The organism is Novosphingobium sp. (assembly GCF_037133355.1).
Classification (GTDB): domain Bacteria; phylum Pseudomonadota; class Alphaproteobacteria; order Sphingomonadales; family Sphingomonadaceae; genus Novosphingobium.
This window is the reverse complement of sequence record NZ_JBAXOI010000004.1, coordinates 81,389-98,889: the sequence shown is the minus strand read 5'-3', so window position 1 is coordinate 98,889 and position 17,501 is coordinate 81,389. Positions and strand designations below refer to the sequence as shown.

14 protein-coding genes are annotated in these 17,501 nt (G+C 65.8%); 5 read left to right on the top strand and 9 right to left on the bottom strand.

Annotated features, from left to right (window positions below):
- Positions 1-3 precede the first annotated feature (3 nt).
- Positions 4-1,236 (top strand): type III PLP-dependent enzyme, encoded by a 1,233-nt coding sequence (locus WCL10_RS05910; protein WP_336894708.1) that lies wholly within the window; start codon positions 4-6, stop codon positions 1,234-1,236.
- Positions 1,237-1,375: 139 nt separating this feature from the next.
- On the opposite strand, the gene WCL10_RS05905 is transcribed toward WCL10_RS05910, so the two are convergent.
- The 4 genes from WCL10_RS05905 to murI all read right to left on the bottom strand — a co-directional run bounded on the left by WCL10_RS05905 (position 1,376) and on the right by murI (position 7,723).
- A complete protein-coding gene (locus WCL10_RS05905; RefSeq protein WP_336894707.1) occupies positions 1,376-4,297 on the bottom strand; it encodes a TonB-dependent receptor in 2,922 nt (973 codons plus the stop codon).
- Between the two features lie 218 nt (positions 4,298-4,515).
- Positions 4,516-5,736, bottom strand: a complete 1,221-nt coding sequence (gene hemA / locus WCL10_RS05900) for a 5-aminolevulinate synthase (protein WP_336894706.1) — start codon at positions 5,734-5,736, stop codon at positions 4,516-4,518.
- Positions 5,737-5,930: 194 nt separating this feature from the next.
- On the bottom strand, positions 5,931-6,872 hold the full coding sequence (locus WCL10_RS05895; protein WP_336894705.1) for a hypothetical protein: 942 nt from the start codon (positions 6,870-6,872) through the stop codon (positions 5,931-5,933).
- Positions 6,873-6,898: 26 nt separating this feature from the next.
- On the bottom strand, positions 6,899-7,723 hold the full coding sequence (murI, locus tag WCL10_RS05890) for a glutamate racemase (RefSeq protein ID WP_336894704.1): 825 nt from the start codon (positions 7,721-7,723) through the stop codon (positions 6,899-6,901).
- Positions 7,724-7,807: 84 nt separating this feature from the next.
- Between murI and plsY the strand changes: the two genes are divergently transcribed.
- The 4 genes from plsY (at position 7,808) to topA (ending at position 13,380) form a co-directional block, all read left to right on the top strand.
- A complete protein-coding gene (plsY, locus tag WCL10_RS05885; protein WP_336894703.1) occupies positions 7,808-8,401 on the top strand; it encodes a glycerol-3-phosphate 1-O-acyltransferase PlsY in 594 nt (197 codons plus the stop codon).
- Complete coding sequence (gene dprA, locus WCL10_RS05880; RefSeq protein WP_336894702.1) at positions 8,398-9,537, top strand: DNA-processing protein DprA; 1,140 nt, start codon at positions 8,398-8,400, stop codon at positions 9,535-9,537. The genes plsY and dprA overlap by 4 nt, the downstream gene beginning before the upstream one ends.
- A 110-nt stretch (positions 9,538-9,647) precedes the next feature.
- Positions 9,648-10,652 (top strand): hypothetical protein, encoded by a 1,005-nt coding sequence (locus WCL10_RS05875; RefSeq protein ID WP_336894701.1) that lies wholly within the window; start codon positions 9,648-9,650, stop codon positions 10,650-10,652.
- Between the two features lie 136 nt (positions 10,653-10,788).
- Positions 10,789-13,380: a type I DNA topoisomerase gene (gene topA, locus WCL10_RS05870; protein WP_336894700.1), complete on the top strand. Its 2,592-nt coding sequence runs from the start codon at positions 10,789-10,791 to the stop codon at positions 13,378-13,380.
- 54 nt (positions 13,381-13,434) lie between these two features.
- On the opposite strand, the gene WCL10_RS05865 is transcribed toward topA, so the two are convergent.
- The 5 genes from WCL10_RS05865 to lepB are packed head-to-tail and all read right to left on the bottom strand — an operon-like array spanning position 13,435 to position 17,400.
- Positions 13,435-14,106 carry a spermidine synthase gene (locus tag WCL10_RS05865; RefSeq protein WP_336894699.1) on the bottom strand — a complete coding sequence of 224 codons (672 nt, stop codon included), beginning with the start codon at positions 14,104-14,106 and terminating at the stop codon, positions 13,435-13,437.
- A gap of 23 nt (positions 14,107-14,129) precedes the next feature.
- Positions 14,130-14,888 (bottom strand): hypothetical protein, encoded by a 759-nt coding sequence (locus tag WCL10_RS05860; RefSeq protein ID WP_336894698.1) that lies wholly within the window; start codon positions 14,886-14,888, stop codon positions 14,130-14,132.
- An 11-nt stretch (positions 14,889-14,899) separates the two neighbouring features.
- Complete coding sequence (era, locus tag WCL10_RS05855; protein ID WP_336894697.1) at positions 14,900-15,838, bottom strand: GTPase Era; 939 nt, start codon at positions 15,836-15,838, stop codon at positions 14,900-14,902.
- Between the two features lie 6 nt (positions 15,839-15,844).
- The gene (gene rnc / locus WCL10_RS05850) at positions 15,845-16,564 is read right to left on the bottom strand and encodes a ribonuclease III (RefSeq protein ID WP_336894834.1); all 720 of its coding nucleotides are present in this window, start codon (positions 16,562-16,564) and stop codon (positions 15,845-15,847) included.
- The gene (gene lepB, locus WCL10_RS05845; RefSeq protein WP_336894696.1) at positions 16,519-17,400 is read right to left on the bottom strand and encodes a signal peptidase I; all 882 of its coding nucleotides are present in this window, start codon (positions 17,398-17,400) and stop codon (positions 16,519-16,521) included. Before lepB ends, rnc begins: the two co-directional genes overlap by 46 nt.
- Between the last annotated feature and the right edge of the window lie 101 nt (positions 17,401-17,501).

The following is a 17,501-nucleotide window of genomic DNA, read 5'->3' as shown; positions in this document are numbered from 1 at the left end:
GAGTTGCACATCCATCCTGACGCATTGGCTGTAGCGGGCGCCTTCGCGCCTGACCAACCCGCCATTTTGAACCGACCGCACGCTGCGGCGCGCGCTGCCCGATTCTTCGTCGAGAAGTTTCCGGGGCGCTCGCTCTATGCGGTAAAGGCCAACCCGTCGCCGGACCTGCTCCGCGTGCTGTGGGACGCCGGGATCACGCATTACGATGTCGCTTCGGTTGCCGAAGTGCGCATGGCCCGGGCCACGCTGCCTGAAGCCACGCTGTGCTTCATGCACCCGGTCAAGACGCCGAGCGCGATCATCGAGGCGTACCGCGATCATGGCGTGCGCGTGTTCAGCCTTGATTCGGTCGAGGAACTGGAAAAGATCCGCGAGGCCACCACGGCTGCGAACGTCGGCGTGCTGCCCGAGGATCTGACGCTGTGCGTGCGCCTGCGCGTCTCGTCCGAAGGGTCCGAGCTCAGCCTTGCCTCGAAGTTCGGCTGCGATCTTACCGGCGCGGCAGAGCTTCTCCAGGCGACCCGCCAGGTTGCGGATTCGCTCGGCATCTGCTTCCACGTCGGCAGCCAGTCGATGAGCCCGCACGCCTATGTCCAGGCGCTCGAGCGCGTCCGCGCGGCGATTGTCGATGCCTCGGTCACGGTCGATATCATCGATGTCGGCGGCGGCTTCCCGTCGATCTACCCGGGCATGGAGCCTCCGCCGCTCGAGGACTACTTCGGTGTAATCGACCGCACCTATGAATCGCTGCCGGTCTCGTACTCGGCAGAACTGTGGTGCGAACCGGGCCGCGCGCTGTGTGCCGAGTACAATTCGATGATCGTGCGCGTCGAGAAGCGCCGCGGGACCGAGCTCTACATCAACGACGGCGCCTATGGCGCGCTGTTCGATGCAGCGCACGTGGGCTGGCGCTTCCCGGTCCGCCTGCTGCGCGAAGGCCCAGCGGCCAACGAGGCGGTGGTCGAGGACGCCGAGCTCGAGGGCTTCAGCTTCTGGGGCCCGACCTGCGATGACATGGACCACATGGAAGGGCCCTTCGCGCTTCCGGCGGACATCAAGGCGGGCGATTTCATCGAAATCGGCATGCTCGGGGCCTATGGTGCGGCGATGAAGACCGCATTCAACGGCTTTGGCGCGACCGATGTCTTCGAAGTCTCCGACGAGCCGATGGCCAGCCAGTATCGCGGTGACCGCCGCGATCCGCGCGTGACCGACAACGTCGTCTCGCTGCGCTGAACCGATCCAGAACCCCGGGCTCTATCCGGGTCGCAAGAGAAAGGCCCCGCGAGCAATCGCGGGGCCTTTCGATTTTTATGGCTGCGGCGGAAGGGGAGAGCGGCGCCGCGCTGTTTCCCCAACCCTGCAGGCCCACCAGTCAGAACCGGCTGCGAATACCTGCGTAGAACGAGGTGCCGCTGGTTTCGGTCGGATAGGTGCTCGAGCCGAGATCGGGCTGCTGATTGAACAGGTTGTTCACGCCGCCGTAGAACTCGACCTTCTTGTTCACCGTGACCGTCACGGACACGTTGTGCACCCAGCGTGCCTTGTACCACGCGTACCTGGGATCGACGTAGTTCGGGTTGCCCGCCAGCCGGTCCGCCGCGTAGCGCCGCGTCTTGTCCCACCACGAAACGCTGTAGGTGAAGGCAAACGGCCCCGATACGTAGTCGGCGCTGGCGAAGGCCTGGTACTGCGGCTGATAGGTATCGCCCAGCGTGCTGCGCGGCGCAGCCCCCGGCGAATCGACGAAGGTCAGCTTGTTCAGGTAGTTGCCGACAAGCTGGAGGTGGAAATCACCCAGTTTGCGCACCGAGAAGCCGTAGTTGAGATTGACCTCGAGGCCTGCGGTGCGGAAGTCCGCCACGTTCTCCGGCTGTACCGTGTAGTCGATGATCAGGCCGGTGCCCGCCTCGCGCTTGACGAGGGCGCAGAACGGATTGTCGATGCTCGCCTGATCGACGCAAAGCTCGGCCAGCTGCTGCGCATCGACCGTGTTGATCGCCTGCCGCAGCTTGATGTCGTACCAGTCGATCGAAATCTGCAGGCCGCGCACGAAGCTTGGCTGCAGCACGATGCCGGCGGTCCAGGTGCGGGCCTTTTCGGGCTTGAGCTGCGCATTGCCCCGGGTGATGCCGGCGACATTAACCGTGCGGGGATCTTCAAAGCCGGCAATCTGCTCCGGCGTCAGGCCTGCCTGCGCCAGGATTGCCTGGCAGTTGGCAGGCCTGCTCGCCTTGCCAAGGCCAAGGTTCGAGGTGATGCAGGGATCATCGAAGAACGTGAAAGTCTGCCCGGCCGCGCCAAAAAGCTCGCCGATATTGGGCGCGCGCACCGCCTGCGAGATGGTGCCGCGAAAGCGTATGTCGCGCACCGGTGCCCAAGCCGCGTCCACCTTCCACGTCGTCGCGCTGCCGGTCGAGGAATAGTCCGCAAGTCGTACGGCGCCGCTCAGGTCGAGCACATGCGCGAAAGGCCGGTCCTTCAGCAGCGGCAGGTCCAGCTCGCCAAAGGCTTCCTTCACGTCGAAACGGCCCTTGCTGATCGCCAGCTTGTTGGCAAAGGTCAGGCCCTGCTGTTCGAGCACGTCGGGCACGAACTTCGAGCTCTCGCGCCGATACTCGCCGCCCACCACGAAGCCCACAGGGCCGCCCGGCAGCGAGAAGAAGCCGCCCGTATCGCCGCTGAGCGAGGCGTTCACGACATGCTGGGTGATGCGCGAACGCTCGGTCGTGTTCGCGCGGACGAAATCGACGCCTGCCTTGTCGCTGACGCCCTCGCCGAACAGGTTGATCGGGCGGCACTCGCCGGGCTTGAAAGTCAATGCTGCAGCAGCGGTTGGATCGAGGTTGACGCGGCAGGTGATCCGCCCCGTCGCCGGATCGCGCACCGCATCAAGCGCCGCGTTGAAGCGGTCGGTATAGCGGTCGTTGACGTAGTAGTTGGTGACGTTCGTCCGGCCGAACACGTAGGAAAGCTCGTAGTGAAGCGAGGACGACAGATTGCCGCGCGCACCGATAACCGTGCGCACTGTCTCGCGCTTGATGTTCTCGCCGCGCTGGCCAAGGTCAAAGTTGTCGCGCGTAACCAGTACGCCGCCTGCCGCCGGATCGATCGCGGTGCGGATCGTTTCAGGCATGTAGGCGTTATCGCCCGGGACGAAGATGTAATAGTCGAACGTGGGCTGCGCGAGCGAGTATGACCGGGTGTTGGCATACTTGGCTTCGGCAAAGATCTCGAACGCCGGTGATACTTCGAAGCGGCCGTTGAGGTTCACCACATGGCGGGTGATCGCGGGCAGAAGGTCGTTACCGTAGTCCGAAACGAGCGTGTCGTCGCTGCCGCGCGAATAGCCTCCGGGGATCGAAGTGCCGAGATTGTAGGGCTTGCCGTCACCGCGAAACTCGGGAACGCCGTCGAAAGTCACATCGACCGCGCCCATGCGCGACGTCGATTCATAGCGCACATCGTCGAGGGGGATGCGGCTGTAGACCCCCGGCGTGTCCGGCGTGTAGTCCGGGTTGCGGTAGAAGGCCACCTGGCGCGAGCCGGTGTACTGCGGCCGGTCGCGGGTCTGCAGGCGGTCGCTGTCTCCGAATTCGTAGGCCAGCACGATGTTGCCGCGTCCGTCCGCAAAGTTGCGACCGGCGGTCACCGCGATGAAGCGATCACCGGAATCGCCATACTTGCTGATCCCGGCCTGCGCCTGCGCGGTGACGCCGTCGAAGTTGCGCTTGAGCACGAAGTTGACCACGCCGGTCACGCCGTCCGCACCATAAATGGCCGAGGCGCCGCCGGTCAGCACGTCGACGCGCTCGATCAGGCTGACGGGGATGGTGTTGATATCGACCGCCTGCGAGCCATCGATACCGGCCACCTGCCGCCGCCCTTCGATCAGGACCAATGTGCGGTCAACGCCGAGGTTGCGCAGATCGAGGAGGTTCAGACCGGTGTAGCCGATACCGGCGCGGTCGCCCGAATTGTCGCGTGAGGTGAGCGAGCCGACCAGCGAGGGCAGACTGTTGGCCAGAAAGGTCGTGACATTGGTCACGCCCTGCTTTTGCAGCAGGTCCTGGCTGAACGAGACCGTTGGACTTGCGGTCTGGTAGTCCGGCCGGCGCAGGCGTGTGCCGGTAACGACGATGTTGGCATCTTCCGGCGCTGGTGCGGGTTTGGCCTCAGGCTCGGCGGCAGGTGCAGGCTCGGCCTGCGCAAGCGCGGCTTCGGGCAGCACCACCGCCAGCGCGAGCGTGGACACGAAGAGGTGCAGCGCGGCGCGTGGCGACCGGTTGAGCAACATGAAACCCCCCATGATGATAGGCTGAATTTGCCTGCAGCGTGTGCTTCGAGCAAGTCCTTGAATCTGTGGGATTGTGTTATAGGTCATACCTGTAGCCGTGCGGCCACAGGGCTTTGCCGGCCCCACGCTTCTGTCTCACATAAGCGGGATGCGCCGGACAGACGGCCTTGGGGACGGGTGTGCCAAAAGCGGCGGCCGGATGGACCAGCCGCGTGTCCTCAGGCAGCCTTGCGCATGTCGAGTGCAAGCCGTTGCCAGATCTCGACCAGTGCACCCGTCAGCTCGATCATCATCGCCTCGGTGTGCGCCGGTCCCGGCGTGAAGCGCAGGCGCTCGGTGCCGCGCGGCACGGTGGGATAATTGATCGGCTGAACGTAGACACCGTATTCGGCGAGCAGGATATCGCTCACCTTCTTGGCGCGCACCGGATCGCCGACCATGAGCGGGACAATATGCGTGGTCGAAGGCATGACCGGCAGTCCGGCATTGGCAAAGGACTGCTTGAGGAAAGCAGCTGCGGCCTGCTGGCCCTCGCGCTCGACGCTGGAGGCCTTGAGGTGGCGCACCGCCGCCAGCACGCCGGCGGCAAGCACGGGCGAGAGCGAGGTGGTGAAGATGAAGCCGGGCGCATAGCTCCTGATCACATCGATGATCCGCGCGTCGGAGGCGATATAGCCGCCCATCACGCCGAACGCCTTGCCCAGCGTGCCTTCGATGATGTCGATGCGGTGCGCGGCCTCGTCACGCTCGGAAATACCGCCACCACGCGCGCCGTACATGCCCACCGCATGGACCTCGTCGATGTAGGTGAGGGCGTTGTACTTTTCAGCGAGGTCGCAGATTGCGTGGATCGGGGCGACGTCGCCGTCCATCGAATAGACGCTTTCGAAGGCGATCAGCTTGGGCAGCACCGGGTCGGTTTCCGCCAGCAGTTCCTCGAGATGCGCCACGTCGTTGTGCCGGAACACCTTCTTCTCCGCGCCGGAATTGCGGATGCCGGCGATCATGCTGGCGTGGTTCAACTCGTCGGAAAAGATCACGCAGCCGGGCAGGATCTTGGCAAGCGTGGAAAGCGTTGCGTCGTTGGAGACATAGCCTGAAGTGAACAGCAGCGCGCCGTCCTTGCCGTGAAGATCGGCAAGCTCCGCCTCGAGATCGACGTGGTAGTGCGTGTTGCCGCCGATGTTGCGCGTGCCGCCCGATCCGGCGCCGACGTCGTGCAGCGCTTCTTCCATGGCGCCGATCACTTTGGGATGCTGGCCCATCGCGAGATAATCGTTCGAGCACCACACGGTGATCGGCTTGGGGCCGTTGTGCCCGGCAAAGCAGCGCGCGTTGGGATAGGCGCCCTTGTTGCGCAGGATGTCGATAAAGACGCGGTAACGGCCTTCGGTATGCAGACGCTCGATCGCGGAATCGAAAACCTTGTCGTAATTCACCCGCGGCTCCCTATTGACCTGTTGCCGAGCACCTCTTGGACCCCCCTCTTTCAGGCGACCCGCCTCCCGAAGACCGGCTGTCTTCCTGGCCGTGGTCCTTGCTCCGGCCGCCGAGGCGAGGGGCGCTTTACGCCGCTTGTGCCTGTATTGCCAGCGGCTTTTGGGTCATTTCCCTTGCGGTCATGCCTCTGCGCTCAGCGGTTCTGGCCGCCTTGATCCGGCGCTGGCCGGGTGGCCGCCGCCGGTGCAAAGCGAGGCCCGTTCACCCCGTCCTCCATCCAGCCGAGGTCGTGGCCATAGACCAGCTTGATCCCCGGTTCGCGGGCATGAAGCTCGCCCAGACCCTTGATCCAGGCAAAGGTCGCGGCGCGGTCCTCGTTTCCGACCCACTGCGCGGAATAGCGCGAACGTGGCCGCTGCCATTCGACATTGCGGCGCATCGGTGCGGTATCGCCGACGAACAGGTATTCCCGACCATCCTGCAGGCGCACGTAGATCATCTGGGCGCCGGGAAGATGCCCGGGGGTACGCACCGCTGCAATACCGGGGGCGATCGCGGCATAGCCGGGTGGTTCGGTCAGCGCCTTTAGCGGGGGCGGCAGCGCCTTGGCCATGGCTGGTGCGAACTGGCGCAGTGCGGTCAACTGTTCGGCATTTCCGGTTACCTTGGCGGCGGCCTCGCTGTCCGTCACCATCAGCATGACGAGTCCGCCCAAATGGTCGACTTCCTCGCTGGTGAACAGAATTCGCCGCGCCGCATGCACCCAGTCGTTGGCTGTTGCCTGGATTTCGGGGCGATATTGGCCGTAGCCGCTGGCCACCGCCTGAGTCTCGGAGAGCCCGGTGTTGATCACCGTATCGCCCCCGGGCGTGATCAGGCGCCAGACAAAGACCGCGGTTTCGTCGGTTTTGAGACCGCCGCCAGCCACCAGAATGGTCCCGGGACCCGAACTGGTCGCAACCGAGGCATATTCAATGGCAACCGGGCGCGGGCCGCTCTGGCTGTCTGCCAGAGCCCGCAAGCGCGCGATGTCGATGGAGCGGGCGGGGACCGAGCCTGACCCGGGGTCCATCAGCAGCCAGTAATAGGGAGCCGCGACGAGCAGGATCAGGAACATGGCTATCCGGGTAAACATGGCCGCGTGCGATATCCCCGATCGGGTCAGAACACCAGCCGCCGAAGCAGCCCGTACCGCTTCAATACAGGCATGAGCGCCTCGTCGGTGGGATCATTCTTCGTGAACAGCGCAAGGTCCCCGGCGTCCGCTTCGCGATCAGGCCCGGCATGTCGGGCCCATTCCTGACCTTCGGTAAGGAAGGCGATGCGCCGCGCAATTCCGTCCGATCCGTCGATAAAGCGCACACCCGGGCCGAAAGCGGCCGCCAGTTCCTCCTCGAGCAGCGGGAAATGCGTGCAGGCCAGCACCACCGTGTCGATCCGCTGGCCGCCCGGCATCGCGCGCAGCGTCGCTGCCGCCTGCGCGAAGACGGCCGGGTCGACCGGTTGCCCGCGCAGTTTTGCCTCAGCGGCCGCGACAAGCTCGGGCGCACCATGGCGCAGCAGGTGCTTGTCGGCGGCGAATTCGGCTTCGAGCCGGTCGACATAGCCCTGCCGGATCGTCGCCGCGGTGCCGAGCAGGCCGATCACGCCGGTCCTGGTCATCGCCGCTGCCGGCTTGATTGCGGGAACCGTGCCGACAATCGGCACTTCGAGCACCTCGCGCACCGAGGCGAGCGCGATCGTGCTGGCGGTGTTGCAGGCAATGCAGACGAGGCGCGGGCGATACCGCTCGGTCATCCGGCCCAGCAGACCCGAGACGCGCGCCGCGATTTGCGCCTCGGTCTTGGAGCCATAAGGCAGGCCGGCGTTGTCGGAGACGTACATGACCGGAGCCTGCGGCAGCACCGCGCGCACTTTGCCGAGCACCGAAAGCCCGCCTACGCCGGAATCGAACATAAGGATCGGAGCGGCGGGATCGGCGGTCATCGTGCTCCTCTTCTATCGGGAGTGGCTGCAAAAAGGAAAGCGTCCCTCTCCCCTTTGTGCCCGGTCAAGGGTATGCATCCGACCATGAACCCCGCAGTCACGCCCGCCGCCGTCCTTGCCGCTGCCTATCTCCTCGGTTCGGTCCCCTTCGGCCTTCTCCTCACTCGGCTCTTCGGCGCAGGAGACTTGCGCGCGATCGGCTCGGGCAACATCGGCGCGACCAATGTGCTGCGCACCGGCCGCAAGGGGCTGGCCGCGGCCACGCTGCTGCTCGATCTGGCCAAGGGCGCGGCCGCGGTGATACTGGCGCGTGCCTTCATGCCCGGAACGGAGGGCTTGGCCGCTTTCGCTGCCGTTATCGGCCACTGCTTCCCTGTCTGGCTGCGTTTCAACGGCGGGAAGGGTGTCGCCACCACGATGGGGGTGTCGCTTGGTCTCGCCTGGCCGATCGGGCTTGCATATGCGGTCGTCTGGCTCGGCATGCTGGCCACCACGCGCATTTCCTCGGTTGGCGGGATGAGTGCGGTTGTCGCCGCCCCGCTGGCCGCGATCTTGTTCGGCTACCCCGGCTATGCCCCGGTCCTTGCAACGTTGGCGCTGCTCGTGCTCTGGCTGCACCGCGCCAATATCGCCCGCCTTCGCGCCGGGACCGAGCCCCGGATCGGCGCCAAAGGATGAACTTGGCAACTGCCGCGCTCTTGCCGGACGACACTTTCGCGCGCATCAGCCTGCTGCGCTCGCCGGGTATTGGCCCCGTCAGCTATTTCCAGCTGCTGCGCCGCTTCGGGAATGCCGCCACCGCGCTGGAGGCGCTGCCGGAGCTCGCCGCGCGGGGCGGGGGGCGCTACCGCCCTGTGCCTGCCGCCCGCGTCGAAAGCGAAATGGCGCGGCTTCATGGTGCCGGCGCGAGTTACCTGTTCCACGATTCGCCAGCCTTTCCGCGCCTCCTCGCCGCGCTGGAAACACCGCCGCCGGCACTCACCTGGCGCGGCGACCTCTCTCTCCTAGAGCAGGGCTCCGTCGCCCTCGTCGGCGCGCGCAACGCTTCTGCCGGGGCCTGCCGCCTTGCGCGCGAATTTGCCGCCGCGCTGGCTTCGCGCGGGCTTGCGGTGGTCTCGGGCCTTGCGCGCGGGATCGATGCCGCCGCCCATCGCGGCGCACTCGCCGGCATGGGCCACGGCGGCGGCACGATCGGTGTCATCGCCAGCGGGATCGACGTGACCTACCCGCCCGAACACGCCGAATTGCAGGAAGATGTGGCCCGTCGCGGTCTCCTTCTGGCCGAAATGGCGCCGGGCACCGAGCCGCTTGCACGCCACTTTCCTTATCGCAACCGCATCATCGCCGGGCTGGCGGCGGGTACTGTCGTGGTCGAAGCCGCGCCTCGCTCGGGTTCGCTCATCACCGCGCGCCTTGCCGCCGAGGCGGGCCGCGAGGTCATGGCTGTCCCCGGCTCCCCGCTCGACAGCCGCTCGCGCGGGTGCAACGAGCTGATTCGCGAGGGTGCGGTGCTGGTCCAGTCGGCGGACGATATCGCTGAAATGCTGGAACGCTTCGAAGGGCCAGAGCGGACCACCTTGCGCGAGCCGATGTGGAGCGGTCTGGATGAAAGTCTGCCCGAGCCGGGGCCCTTGGCGGATGATGCTCCGGCAGACATAGCGCATCTCCTCGGTATTGCCCCGGTCGCGATTGACGAAATCATCCGCCAGAGCGGCGCCGGCGCGGGCGCTGTGCAGATGGCGCTGATCGAGCTTGAACTGGCGGGCCGGCTTGTCCGCCATGCCGGGGGGCGCGTCTCGCTCGGCCGGGCCTGAGGTTGGCAACGCCCCTTTACAGCCAATATGGTTCCAATTGACGTGTCGTAACATTGCCGACATGATCCGATCCGGACCCAGCCGGAGGCAGGGCCAAAAGGGGGGGCAGGATGATGATCAGGCACAGGCATGCCGCGCTGGCGCTCGCCGCAGCGGCGCTCACGCTTCCCGTCGCCGCTTATGCTGGCGACAGCACGCCGGTGAAAATTTCGGGCAAGGAAGCCGTCAAGGGGGCCACGGGCGCCGCAGTCGCCGCGTTCAACATCGGCTTTATCTTCGAATCGACCGACCAGACCAAGGCGACCGGCGGCCTGATGGGCGCCTTTGGCGGCACGACCAAGGCCAAGTCCTCGCTCGTCGGCGTCACGCCTGAAATGATGCAGAAGATCGCGGACGCCGCCTACGCCGATTTCACCGCGAAGCTCGCCGCCGCCGGCCTCACCGTCAAGGACCCTGCCACCGTGTTTGCCGCGCCCGAAATGGCCAAGTCCCACGGGCAGACTTCACCGCTCGACATCTCGATCGCGCTGGAAAAAGGCAGCAAGGGCAAGGCGACCTATGTAAAGCCCGCCGTGCTGCCGAGCTTGATCATGGTCGGCGGCGATTTCCAGGGCAGCGGCTTTTCCAGCATGGGCCTCGCCATGGATGCCGGCCAAGCGAGTGCGGCGCTGTCGAACTATGCGAAGGCCGCCGGGGTGCCGGTGATCGACGTTACCTACCTCATCGACTTTTCCGACCAGAAGCGCCCCGGCGCGTTCAGCTTTGGCGGCGGGCTCAATGTGAACGCCAATCTCTCGGTCGTGGCAGGCTACAGCCAGATGACCGTGTTCGGGCCGAACGGCAAGAACACGACGGTCACGCTCAACCAGGGCGTCTCCGTAGACGGTGAGTTCATCGACAAGCATGACGCGTCGAGCGGAACCGCCAAGACCACGCAGGCCGTCGCGAATGTTGCCGGCGGGATCATGGCGGCGATGGGCCACGGCGGCATGATGTTCGGCAAGACCCGCAAGTTCGAGTTCGATGCCAAGCCGGGCAACTACGAGGAAGGCGCGGCCAAGGCGGCAGGCCTCGCAAACGATGTGCTGATCGGACAGATCACCGCGCTCAAGTAGGGGCTGCCCGGCGGGACCGGGCATTGCGGGCTGGACTTTCCTGAAAAGCTGCGCAGAAGGCGGCGCTTGACGCGGGGTGCAATCGCTCCCCACCCTCGCGCGTACGTGTACGCACAGGAAAGTTCAGCCAGACCTCATGCAACTTGTCATCGTCGAATCCCCGGCCAAGGCCAAGACCATCGAGAAGTACCTCGGTCCCGGCTTCAAGGTCCTCGCTTCCTACGGGCACGTCCGCGATCTGCCTGTGAAGGACGGTTCAGTCCGTCCGGACGAGGACTTCGCGATGGACTGGGAGCTTTATGGCGACAAGGCGGCGCGAGTGAAGGCGATCGTCGATGCCTCCAAGGCCGCCGACCGCCTGATCCTCGCCACCGACCCCGACCGTGAGGGCGAGGCGATCTCCTGGCACGTGCGTGAGCTTCTGGCCAAGCGCAAGGCGCTCCCCAAGGAAGTCGAGCGCGTCACCTTCAACGCGATCACCAAGGCCACTGTCACCGAGGCGATGAAGCACCCGCGCGAGCTCGATCAGGATCTGATCGACGCCTATCTCGCCCGCCGCGCGCTGGACTACCTGTTCGGCTTCACGCTCTCACCTGTGCTTTGGCGCAAGTTGCCGGGAGCAAAGTCGGCAGGGCGCGTGCAGTCGGTCGCACTGCGGCTGATTGTCGAGCGCGAGCGCGAGATCGAAAGCTTCAAGGCGCAGGAATACTGGTCGGTTATCGCCATGCTCGAGCAGGGCGGCACGCCGTTCAAGGCGCGGCTCGTGCGCTTCGAGGGCGAGAAGCTGGAGCGGCTCTCGATCGGCAACGAAGGCACGGCCTTGCGCGCCAAGGCGACCGTCGAGGCGGCGACCTTCCGCGTCGAGGAGGTTGAGACCAAGCCGACCCGCCGCAATCCCTATCCGCCCTTCACCACGTCCACGCTCCAGCAGGAAGCCGCGCGCAAGCTTGGCTTCTCCGCCAGCCACACCATGCGCGTGGCACAGACGCTCTATGAAGCCGGCGCGATCACCTACATGCGCACCGACGGCGTGCAGATGGACCCCAGCGCGATCAGCGCCGCGCGCGCCGCGATCAGCAACCGTTACTCGGGCCACTACCTGCCGGAGAAGCCCCGGCACTACGAGACCAAGGCGAAGAATGCGCAGGAAGCGCACGAGGCGATCCGTCCGACCGATTTCGCGGTCGACCGTTACGGGACGGGCGATGAAGCGCGGCTCTATGACCTTGTCTACAAGCGGGCGATGGCCAGCCAGATGGCTTCGGCGCTGATTGAGCGCACCACCGTTACGTTACGCGAAGGCACCGGCCGTCACGAGCTTCGCGCCACCGGCCAGGTCGTCAAGTTCCCCGGCTTCCTCGCGGTCTATGAGGAAGGCCGCGACAGCAAGGCCGACGGCGCCGAGGAAGGCGAAGACGAGAGCAGCCTGCTGCCCATCATGAACGCCGGGGATACGCCCGCAAAACGAGGCGTCGAGGCGGCGCAGCACTTCACCCAGCCGCCCCCGCGCTACTCCGAAGCCAGCCTCGTCAAGCGGCTCGAGGAACTCGGTATCGGCCGCCCTTCGACTTATGCCGCGACGCTCCAGGTGCTCAAGGACCGCAACTACGTCCGCACCGAGAAGAACCGCTTCTTCGCCGAGGAAAGCGGGCGCCTGCTGACTGCCTTTCTCGAACGCTTTTTCGACCGTTACGTTGCGTATCAGTTCACCGCTGGCATGGAGGACGAACTTGATGACGTCTCCGGCGGGCGCGCGGCGTGGAAGGCGGTGCTCGAGGCGTTCTGGCGCGACTTCAAGCCCAAGTCCGACGAGGTCATGGAGAAGAAGCCGAGCGAAGTGACGGCAGAGCTCGACATCTTCCTCGAGGACTATCTCTTCCCACCGCGCGAAGATGGCACCGATCCGCGCCTGTGCCCCAAGTGCCAGCAAGGTCGCCTCTCCCTGCGCGGCGGCCGCTACGGTGCGTTCGTTGCCTGCTCGAACTATCCCGAGTGCAAGTTCACCCGCAAGTTCGCCCAGGGCGGCGCTGCGGGCGAGGGGGGAGAGGGCGAGGACACCGGCCTCGGCAAGGACCCCGTCTCGGGCGAGGAAGTCACGCGCCGCAGCGGCCGCTTCGGGCCCTACATCCAGCTTGGCGATGGCAAGGAGGCCAAGCGCGCCTCGATCCCCAAGGACATTCCAGAGCTTGATCTCGATTGGGCACTCAGGCTGCTCTCGCTGCCGCGCGAGATCGGACTTCATCCTGAATCTGGGAAGGTAATCACCGCAAGTATAGGGCGTTATGGCCCATACCTCGCACATGAAGGGAAGTATGCCCGCCTGCGTTCCACCGCAGAAGTCTTCGAAACCGGCATGAACGCAGCGGTGATGAAGCTTGCCGAAGCAGCTGCCGGTGCCGGCGCTCGCGGAAGCCGTCAGGCCGCCGAGCCGCTCAACACCTTTGGCCCGCACCCGACTTCGGGCGGAGAGATGAAGCTGCTTGCCGGGCGCTACGGCGCCTACGTCACCGACGGCACGACCAACGCGACGCTGCCCAAGGGAACGGCGCCTGAAAGCCTGACCCTGGAGCAGGCCATCGCCCTCATTGACGCGCGCGCTGCTGCCGCGCCAGCCAAGGGCAAGAAGAAGACGGCGCCCAAGAAGGCTGCCGCCAAGGCTCCGGCCAAGAAGGCCGCGGCGAAAAAGGCGCCCGCCAAGAAAGCTCCTGCCAAGAAATCCGCAACGTAACGTCTGAAGAAAGGCCCTCTCCCCTTCGCGGGAGGGGGCCCGCGTTATGGGAATTCAGCGCGGCGTCGCAAACCAGATGGTATGCTTGGGCCCCTTGCCGTTCGTCCGTGCCGCGACGCGGATCTCTTCCACAGCAAAGCCGTTCTTCTCCAGCCGCCGGGTAAATGCCGGATCGGGCCCCGCCGACCACACCGCCAGCACACCGCCCGGCGTGAGCGCCCGGCGCGCGGCGCGCAGGCCCGAGGCGCTGTAGAGGTTGCCGTTGCCCTCGCGCACCACGCCGTCCGGCCCGTTGTCGACATCAAGCAGGATCGCGTCGTAATCGCCCAGCGCCCCGTCGATCACGCTGCCGACATCGCCCATCAGCAGGCGCACGCGCGGATCGTCAAGGCAGCCTGCCGACATCTCGGCCATCGGACCGCGCGCCCAGTCGATGATCTCGGGTACCAGTTCGGCCACCACCAGTTCCGCTTTCGGCCCGAGCGCGGCCAGCGCGGCGCGCAGGGTGAAGCCCATGCCATAGCCGCCGATCAGCAGGGTGGGGGCAGGGCGGTCCTTGAGGCGCTTGATCGTCTCGGTCGCCAGCGCCACTTCGGAGCCGCTCATCCGGCTGCTCATCAGCTCGTTATGGCCCATCACGATCATGAAATCGCGGTCGTGGCGAAAGAGCCTGAGCTCGGTGCCGCCCGGCACCTGCGCTGTGCCGAGCAGTTCGCGCTGGATCATGGTCTTGTCCTTCCAGAGGGCCTTCAGCGCAGGCTTTGCGCCACTTTTTCGAGCTCTTCCTGCGATACGATGATCGCGCCGCTGCGCGGGCTGTCGAGATCGAGGATCGTTATGTAGGCGGCTGCAAGCAGGGCAAAGAACAGGACGGCCGAGACCGCGCTGCGCTTGTCGCCGCGCCCGGTCGTGAAACCCAGCAGCGCGGTGCAGGCGCAGCAGTAGAATGCCAGCAGCAGGAGCACTTCGGCGGGCAGGCGGGCGGTGCGGGCGGCGTGCCGCTCGGTCGTGATGTCGCACATCGCATTGTAGGCCTGCACCAGCACCGGCCCGCGTGTATCGGGCGGCATGGACCGCAGGGCGGCAAACAGCGCATTTCCAAACGCCCCGCATTCACGGGCGCTGGCATCATGCGCGGCCTGCCAGGCCTCGTCGGTGACGTTCCGGCCCACGGCAGCGCGGACCGAGGCGTAATGCGCCAGCGAAGCCGCCAGCGGCTGCCGCTGGCCGTCCTCGAGGAGGGCGAGCCGGGTCGACATCGTCCCGATGGCGTTGGCTTCCTCCACCACCAGCAGCCGCCGCGCCTCGTAACGCCCGATGGCGAGGCTGAACGCAAACGCCATGAGCAGCGCCAGCAGTCCGAACGCGCCCGACAGCACATAGCTCTCCCCGGCCGTCTCGGTCCCGTCGCTCGCCCGCCGGTGCAGCAGCACCCCCAGCCGCCAGAGCACCGTCATGGCGAGCAGCAGGCCCAATCCCGGCACAACCAGTGTCAACGCCGCCCCCATCGCTGGCTCCCTCACTTCACCCAGTCGAGCCCGATTTCCTCGTAGATTTCCTTGGCCTCGGCCCAGCCTTCCTCGACCTTCACGTGGAGGAACAGGTGGACTTTAACACCAAGCAGCTCGGCCAGTTCCTTGCGCGCCGCCTCGCCGATCACCTTCAGCTTCGAGCCGCCCTTGCCGAGCACGATCGCTTTCTGGCTGTCGCGCGCGATCACGATCTGCTGGTGAATCTCGATCGAGCCATCGCGCCGTGTGGCATAGCTTTCGGGCCGCACCGCGCTGTCATAGGGCAGTTCGTCGTGCAGTTGGCGGTAAAGCTGTTCGCGCGTGATCTCGGTAGCGAGGAGCCGCTCGCTCGCATCCGAAACCTGGTCCTCGGGATAATGCCAGGCGCCCACAGGCATCCGCTCGGAAAGCTTGAGCTTGAGTTCGGCAACCCCGTCGCCGGTCAGCGCCGAAACGAAGAACACTTCGTCGAACCCGCCCAGCGGCGCCAGTTCTGCCGCCATTTCCAGCAGTGGTTCCTTGGCAATCGCATCGACCTTGTTGAGCACGAGGATCTTGCGCTCGGCCCGGTCCTTCAGACTGGTCAGGATCGGCTCCAGATAGTCGCGCTTCTTCTTGCGGCCGTCGACTACCAGCAGGATCGCGTCGGCACCTTCCGCGCCGTCCCACGCGGCGCTCACCATCGCACGGTCGAGCCGGCGCTTGGGCTCGAACAGGCCGGGCGTGTCCGCCAGGATGAGCTGCACCCGCGCCCCGCCGGGAAGGTCCTGCAAGGCAATCCCCATCAGCCTTGCACGCGTCGTCTGCGCCTTGGCCGAGACGATCGCGACCTTCTGCCCCACGAGCGCATTCACCAGCGTCGACTTGCCCGCATTGGGCGCGCCGATCACGGCCACTAAACCGCAATGTTCCGGCCCGCTATGCTCTGTCACCTGATTCATGCTCATCCTGTGTCAGCCGAAGCGGGCCATGAAGGCCTGCGCGGCGCTGGTTTCGGCTTCCTGTTTGCTTGATCCGGTGGCTTGCTGCGTGCCCACGCCGGCAACTTCCACCTGCACGGTGAAGGTCGCCGCATGATCCGGTCCCTCACGCGAGACAAGGCTGTATACGGGCGGCTTGCGGCGATTGCCCGCGGCCCACTCCTGCAAGGCCGCCTTGGGGTGCTTCCTCTGCCCCGCGCCGCCTGACATCGCCGGCTCCCAGGCCTTGCGCACGAACTGGCGCGCCGCCTCGAACCCGCGCTCGACAAAGAGGGCGCCGATGAGTGACTCCATGACGTCGCCCAGCACATTGTCGCTCTGCCCCGCACCGTCGCTGCGCGCCTGCTTGCCGAGCCTGATATGCGGCGCCAAACCCAGCGCGCGCGCCACTTCGGCGCAGGTCTCGCGGCTCACCAGCGCGTTCAGGCGCTGCGAGAGCTTGCCCTCGGCGGCTTCGCTGTGCTCGTGAAGCCATTCGGCGATGGCGAGGCCCAGCACCCGGTCGCCGAGAAATTCAAGCCGCTGGTAATCGCGTGCCTCACCCATCGAACCATGGGTCAGCGCCTCGTGCCACAGCGCCGGGCGGTGCGGCGGCGCCCCGGTCACCGCGGCGATGAAGTCCGCGGCGTCCTCGCTCAGCGCCGTGCTCAGAACGTACCCCCGATCCGGTTGAACCGCGCGGCGGTAAACCAGGTCCACGGCAGGAACCAGTTGGCCGAGCCGTCGGTCGACCACATCACGATCGTCGCGCGGCCGATGAGGTTGTCCTGCGGGACGAGCCCGATCCCGCCGCCCTCGACGGCCGGGAAGCGGCTATCCATCGAGTTGTCGCGGTTGTCGCCCATGAGGAAGACGTGGCCAGCGGGCACGATCACCGGCGGCGTATCGTCCTGCGGCCGATAGCCGAGGTCGAGCACGTTGTACTGCTTGCCTTCGGGCAAAGTTTCGCGGAACTGCGGGTAATGGCAGCTTGGCGTGCCGTCTTTCTCGACCGCCTCGAATTCCGGCGCGAGGCAGCTGGTGTTGGCCGAAACCTTGATCACGAAATCATCGATCTTCTGTTTCGGCACGGCAACGCCGTTGAGATGCAGCGTTCCGCCGATCATCTGCACTGTATCGCCCGGCAGGCCGATCACGCGCTTGATGTAGTCGACGTCGTTGCCCGGCGGCGCCTTGAAGATCACCACGTCGCCGCGCGCGGGCTGATTGGCGAGGATCCGGCTGGGCAGCAGAGGAACGCTGAACGGCAGCGAATAGGAGGAAAAGCCATAAGGCCACTTCGCCGCCAGAAGATAGTCGCCGTTCTCCAGCCGGGGCAGCATTGATTCCGACGGAATGTTGAACGGCGAGAACACGAAGCTGCGGAAGAACGCGACGATCAGCACCAGCTTGATCACAAAGACCGGGAAGCTGTCTTCCTTGCGCTCTTTCTTCTTCTTCGCGAGGGGCGCAGCGTCCTGCAGCGGTTCCGGCGTGGTTGCCGTGCTCTCCGGAGCGTTTTCTGGCGTGTCAGTCATCGTCGCGGTCATGTGGAGGGGCCTCGCATCCGTCAAGCGCAGACTGCATGGTTAGCCGTGCGCAGACGAATTTAGCAGCTCCGCTGGTCGGCGATCCCTTGCGCTTGGTCGAA